The sequence below is a fragment of the Pseudomonas sp. genome, from assembly GCF_032058845.1.
Taxonomy (GTDB): domain Bacteria; phylum Pseudomonadota; class Gammaproteobacteria; order Pseudomonadales; family Pseudomonadaceae; genus Aquipseudomonas.
Genome location: NZ_DAMCCR010000158.1, coordinates 1,018 through 7,251, shown reverse-complemented (window position 1 = coordinate 7,251; position 6,234 = coordinate 1,018). Strand labels below are relative to the sequence as shown.

Here is a 6,234-nt window from a genome sequence, read left to right as displayed (position 1 = left end):
CTTCTTCGATCAGCTTGGTGTAACGCTCAACCATGCCGCCGACTTGCTCGCTCTGATCCGGGTGGACCAGAAAGATGATTTCGTAATGACGCATGAATGCTCCTTACGGGTTAGTAGCCTGCCAGGAACACTGGTCAGACAAGGAGTGAATGAAACGGTGAGGCTTGCCGCAGAAGACAGGCACTTGTATACCGGCCTGCAGGGCAAGGCGCGCAATTGTAGAGAAGGCGGGTGGGACACGCAAGGTAATTGGCGATTATTTGAACAACCAGCGGTTGTCCAGCGCTAGCCTGCGGACGGTGTGTCGCGCCAACACTGGCGACACACCGCAAGGCCCATCGACCTCAGCGCTTGCCTTGACGCTGACGTACGGCTTCGAACAGGCAAACGCCCGTCGCCACCGACACGTTCAGGCTGCTGACACTGCCCGACATCGGCAGCTTGACCAGGAAATCGCAGTGCTCGCGGGTCAGCCGGCGCATGCCGCGCCCTTCGGCGCCCATGATCATCACCAGCGGGCCGGTGAGGTCCTGCTGGTAGATTTCCTGCTCGGCTTCGCCCGCCGTGCCCACCACCCACAGGCCGCGCTGCTGGAGTTTCTCCAGGGTGCGCGCCAGGTTGGTGACGGCCACCAGCGGAATCACCTCGGCAGCACCGCAGGCCACCTTGCGCACCACGGCCGTCAGGGTGGCCGACTTGTCCTTGGGAATGACCACGGCAGTGGCACCCGCCGCATCGGCGCTGCGCAGGCAGGCACCGAGGTTATGCGGGTCGGTGACGCCATCGAGCACCAGAATCAGTGGCGGCGTTTCCGCGCGCTCGAGCAGCTCGTCGAGCATGGCCTCGCCCCACACCTGGCTGGGGCTGACGTCAGCCACCACGCCCTGGTGCACACCCTCGACCCAGGCATCGAGCTCGCGGCGCTCGGCCTGGCCGACGGCGACACGGTTCTCTGCCGCCAGCGCCAACAATGCCTGCAGGCGCGGTTCGCTGCGCCCTTCGGACAGCCAGATCTGCTTGACCCGCTTGGGGTGGTGTTGCAACAGCGCCTGTACCGCATGCACGCCGTAGATCTTTTCCAGCTGACTCATGAGGTGCTCTTGCCTTTACGTGCTGCGCCGGACTTGGACGTGCTGCCCTTGCGGTGCTTGGTTTTGCCACTGCTGCTCTTGCTCGCCGTCTTGCTGCCAGCGGTATCGGATCTGCCAGAAGACTTGTCGGATTTGCCGCCGCCATTGCTGCGCGCATCCGTCATCAGGGCCTTTTTCATTTCCCGGCTCTTGCGCACTTCGGCATTGCGCTCTACAGCGTCTTTAGGGAAATAGGCATTCGCGGTTTCGCTCTTGCGGCTGCGCGGCTTGGGGTTGATCCGCGCCGCGTCCGGCGTTGCCGCAGGCTCGGCGGCGGGAGCGGCTGCGGGGGCCGCGCCACGTTGCTTGCGCCCAGCCGGTGCGTTGACTGCCGCTTCGGAGAGCTCGAAATCGATCTTGCGTTGTTCGAGATCGACACGCATCACTTTGACTTCGATGGTGTCACCCAAGCGGAAGCTGCGGCCGGTGCGCTCGCCAGACAGGCGATGGTGAACCGGGTCGAAATGGTAGTAATCCCCCGGCAGCGCACTGACGTGCACCAGGCCTTCGACGTAGATGTCGGTCAGCTCGATGAACAGGCCGAAACCGGTGACTGCAGTGATCACACCGGGGAAGGTTTCCCCGACGCGGTCACGCATGTACTCGCACTTGAGCCAGTTGACCACATCGCGCGTGGCCTCATCGGCGCGGCGCTCGGTCATCGAACACTGTTCGCCCATCTGCTCCAGCGCAGGCTCGTCGTAGGGGTAGATACGCGCCTTGGGAATGCTCACCGCACCCGCACGCTTGACGTGCGGGGTTTCCACGCGTGAACGGATGACGCTGCGAATGGCGCGGTGCACCAGCAGGTCCGGGTAGCGACGGATCGGCGAGGTGAAGTGGGTGTAGGCCTCGTAGTTCAGGCCGAAGTGGCCGTTGTTCTCGACGCTGTACACCGCCTGGCTCAGCGAGCGCAGCATGACGGTCTGGATCAGGTGGAAGTCCGGGCGACCGGAAATGCTCGCCAGCAGGGCCTGGTAGTCTTTTGGCGACGGGTCCTTGCCCTTGTGCAGCGACAGGCCCAGCTCGCCGAGGAAGGCGCGCAGTTTTTCCAGGCGCTCCGGCGGCGGACCATCGTGCACGCGGTACAGCGACGGCACGTTGTGCTTCTGCATGAACGCAGCGGTGGCGACGTTCGCCGCCAGCATGCATTCCTCGATCATCTTGTGCGCGTCGTTGCGCACGGTTGGACGAATTTCTTCGATCTTGCGGTCATCGCCAAAGATGATGCGGGTTTCCTGGGTCTCGAAGTCGATCGCGCCACGGGTATGACGGGCCGACAGCAAGACCTTGTACAGCGCATAGAGGTGCTTGAGGTCAGGCAGCACTGCGCTGTACTCGTCACGCAGCGCCTTGCCCTCGCGGGTGCGGGCGTGTTCGAGCATGCTGCTGACCTTGTTGTAGGTCAGGCGCGCATGGGAGTGGATCACCCCTTCGTAGAACTGGTAATCGACCATCTGGCCAGACTTGTTCATGGTCATTTCGCAGACCATGGCCAGGCGATCGACGTGCGGATTCAGCGAGCAGAGGCCGTTGGACAGCTCCTCCGGCAACATCGGGATCACACGCTCGGGGAAGTACACCGAGTTGCCGCGTTGCTGAGCTTCGACATCGAGTGCCGAACCCAGGCGGACGTAGCTGGACACGTCAGCGATGGCCACGAACAGGCGCCAGCCACCGGAGAACAGGCGCAGCTTGCCCAGCGGCTCGCAGTACACGGCATCGTCGAAGTCGCGGGCATCTTCGCCGTCGATGGTGACGAACGGCAGGTGACGCAGGTCGACCCGGCGCTCCTTGTCCTTTTCCTCGACTTCGGAGCGGAACTTGCGCGCTTCCTTGATCACATCCTGCGGCCAGACGTGCGGAATATCGTAGCTGCGCAGGGCAACGTCGATTTCCATGCCTGGGGCCATGTAGTTGCCGATCACCTCGACCACATCACCTTGCGGCTGGAAGCGCGGGGTGGGCCAGTGGGTGATCTTGATCTCGACGAACTGACCGATCTTGGCGCCGCCGTTACGCCCGGCGGTGACCAGCACTTCCTGCTGGATCTTCGTGTTGTCGGGGGTCACGTAGCCGATTCCACCCTCCTCGAAGTAGCGGCCGACCACGCTTTCATGGGCGCGCGAGATGATTTCGATCAACGCGCCTTCACGCCGGCCGCGGCGGTCGGTGCCGGACACTCGCGCCAGGCCGCGGTCGCCGTCGAAGGCCAGGCGCATCTGCGACGGGCTGAGGAACAGGTCATCGCTGCCGTCATCGGGGATGAGGAAGCCGAAGCCGTCACGGTGGCCGGAGATGCGGCCGCAGATCAGGTCGAGCTTGTCGACCGGGGCATAGGTGCCGCGGCGCGTGTAGATGAGCTGACCGTCGCGCTCCATGGCACGCAGACGGCGGCGCAGGGCTTCGATCTGCTCTTCCCCGTCGAGGCCGAACTCCTCTGCCAGTTGCTCGCGGGCAGCGGGTTCGCCGCGGTCAGCCAGGCGCTGCAGGATCAGCTCACGGCTGGGAATAGGGTTATCGTATTTGTCCGCTTCACGAGCGGCCTCGGGATCGAGGGATTGCCAATCGGCCATCAGAAGGGGTTCACCTTGGTATATATAGAGAAGAAGTTTGGCATAGGCGTATTGAAACTGGAAATCTCAGCCTTGGACAGCCCCCTGCTGATTGACGTACGGGCTGACTAAGGCCTGCGGAATCAACGGCTTGGACTTTTTTAAAAATTTTTCACCGCGGGGGTTTACAGGGTTAGGGTGCGTCCGTATAGTGCGCACCACAACGACGGACAGCCGACGTTGTAGTCGAGATAGACGGTCTTGTAAAGCTTGAACAGTTTGCACTGCACTAGATGATCTTGGCATGTGTGCCCAGGTGGCGGAATTGGTAGACGCGCTGGTTTCAGGTATCAGTGACTTAACGGTCGTGGAAGTTCGAGTCTTCTCCTGGGCACCAAATATTCGGATTGATAGATAGCAGGTTTGTCTGTCAGTCAGCAACAGGTTCACGCAGTACGCTGTAGATGAAAAGCTTTGCCCAGGTGGCGGAATTGGTAGACGCGCTGGTTTCAGGTATCAGTGACTTAACGGTCGTGGAAGTTCGAGTCTTCTCCTGGGCACCATATAAAAACCCACTAGCTTGCTAGTGGGTTTTTTCTTGCCTGCGTTTTTTCATCTCCCCCTCCAACGACCCGCTGCAATCAGCAGGTCTTCTCGCCTTCGAGCCCCCTCCCGGTTTGCTGATACCCCTGGCACCCCATTAAGGGTGCCCCCACAAATGCTCAGCGCTTGCGACCGAAGATGGTCTTCGGCGCGCGGCCATAGTAACGGGTGAAGGCCACGGTGAAATTGTTCGGGTACTTGTAGCCCACCTGCCAGGCGGCCTGCGCCACCTGCTGGCCGGATTCGAGCAAGGCCATGGCCTTGCGCATGCGCAGGTCGAGCAGCATCTTGGCCGGCGTGCTGTCGAACAGATGACGGAAGCCTTCCTTGAGCTTGTGCTCGTTCATGCCCACGGCGGCGGCGAGGTATTCCACGGTCAGCGAGGTATGCAACTGTTCGCAAAGCAGGTTGCGTGCCCGCTCCAGGCGCTCGATCTCCTGCGTGCTGAGCGGCGCGTCGGTGGTCTGTGGCGGGGCCAGCAGGTTGAATTGCTCCGAGAGCAGGCTGAGCGTGTGGATGTGCAGGTCAAGGCGGTTGGCCGGGTCCAGCAGCCCGGGCTGCAGGTAGCGCACCAGTGCGGCGGCGTGAGCCTGGGCAGCCTTGGAACTGGGGCGAAAATCCAGCCGCTGCAGCCGGCCGCTGCCCAGCACCTGCTCGGCGCGGGCCTCGCCGACGTACTTGCACAAGGTGGCCTGGTCGATCACCACGCGCAGTTGTGAGGCCGTTTCATTGGCCTGGTAACGGCGCTCGCCAGGGGTGGCGCGAAACGCGGTGATCGTGGTGTGCCCAGCCTCGAACGCGAGGTTGCTGCCGTCCTGGCCGATGAAGCCCGACTTACCCTGCAAGCCAATGGTGACCACCATGACGTGGCCGTCATGCGGGCCTGCGGTTTCTTCGATCAGGGTGCGCACCGGGTGGTAGTGCAGCCGCCCTAACGACAGGCCCTGCTCCAGCTGCAACAGCTCGGAGTGGCACTGGCCGAGGGTTTCGTCCAGCTGCATGCACAGGCGGCCATCGGCCTGCACGCTGCGCTGACGCGGTGAGTCCAGACCGAGGCGGCAGCTCCCTTTCGATGTGTTCATGACAGACGTCCCTGAGTTGCAGCGGCCAGTGCATCGCATAGGAACGGCTCCGGCTCGCATACTTATACTGAATGATTCTCATTTAATATATATCACCTTTATCAGTGATTCGGCCACGCGTTGTTTCCTTGAACCCGCGGCCACGTACAGGGAGTTACCGTGCCTCAACGCTCACAGCCGCACCCGCAGGCCCAGGATCTGGGCCAATCACACCCGTTGCAGCCGTGCTGGGACCTGCAACTGGGCGGCCTTGGCGCCGACGCCCTGCAAGCTGCGCTGGACTGCGGCCTGTTTGACCACCTGGAGCATTTCACCACGGCTGAGCGCCTGGCCGACAAGCTGAGCCTCGATGCCCACAGCACGGGCCTAATCCTCGAACTGCTGTGGAGCTTGGCGCTGCTGGAGCGTGATGCCCAGCAGCCGCCGCACTACCGCAACCTGCCGGTGGCCGACCGCCACTTGCACAGTACCGCCAGCGCGTACTGCGGCGATGCCCTGCAGTTTCGCCACCGGGTCATGCGCCAGACCGGCAGCCAACTGAGCGACTACCTGCGCAACGGCATGGCCGCCGCCACCGCCACGCCCGCGGCCATGGGCAGCGCCTGGGCCAACGCCGCGCGCCTGCAGATCGCTCAGGAACAACGCGCGGTCACCTCGGAGGTGGCCTGCGCACTGCTGGAACGCCTGCCCGAGTTTCATCATCTGCAACGCATGCTCGACCTTGGCGGCGGTCCGGGGCTGGTCGCCATCACCCTGGCGCAGGCGCTGCCCGATGTGCACGGCGTGGTGTTCGAGTACCCGGAAACCGCTGCCGTGGCTCACGAAAACATCGAGCTGAGCGGGCTGCAACAACGCCTGCAGGCT

General features: G+C 62.8%; 4 protein-coding genes, 2 tRNA genes and 1 pseudogene. 3 read left to right on the top strand and 4 right to left on the bottom strand.

Features of this window, described 5'->3' with window-relative positions:
• The 3 genes and pseudogenes from RT028_RS19490 to rnr all read right to left on the bottom strand — a co-directional run.
• Positions 1-94 (bottom strand): annotated as a pseudogene (locus tag RT028_RS19490) (30S ribosomal protein S6); the annotation flags it as partial.
• Between the two features lie 250 nt (positions 95-344).
• The gene (rlmB, locus tag RT028_RS19485) at positions 345-1,091 is read right to left on the bottom strand and encodes a 23S rRNA (guanosine(2251)-2'-O)-methyltransferase RlmB (protein ID WP_312937003.1); all 747 of its coding nucleotides are present in this window, start codon (positions 1,089-1,091) and stop codon (positions 345-347) included.
• A complete protein-coding gene (rnr, locus tag RT028_RS19480) occupies positions 1,088-3,706 on the bottom strand; it encodes a ribonuclease R (protein ID WP_312937002.1) in 2,619 nt (872 codons plus the stop codon). The genes rlmB and rnr overlap by 4 nt, the downstream gene beginning before the upstream one ends.
• A 289-nt stretch (positions 3,707-3,995) precedes the next feature.
• On the opposite strand from rnr, the gene RT028_RS19475 reads away from it, so the two are divergent.
• Both RT028_RS19475 and RT028_RS19470 read left to right on the top strand, forming a co-directional pair.
• Positions 3,996-4,082, top strand: a tRNA-Leu gene (locus RT028_RS19475).
• 79 nt (positions 4,083-4,161) lie between these two features.
• Positions 4,162-4,248, top strand: a tRNA-Leu gene (locus RT028_RS19470).
• Positions 4,249-4,407: 159 nt separating this feature from the next.
• On the opposite strand, the gene RT028_RS19465 is transcribed toward RT028_RS19470, so the two are convergent.
• A complete protein-coding gene (locus RT028_RS19465) occupies positions 4,408-5,370 on the bottom strand; it encodes an AraC family transcriptional regulator (RefSeq protein WP_312937001.1) in 963 nt (320 codons plus the stop codon).
• A gap of 159 nt (positions 5,371-5,529) precedes the next feature.
• Here RT028_RS19465 and RT028_RS19460 point away from each other — a divergent pair.
• The coding region (locus tag RT028_RS19460; protein ID WP_312936999.1) for a methyltransferase dimerization domain-containing protein at positions 5,530-6,234 on the top strand (705 nt) is incomplete at its 3' end.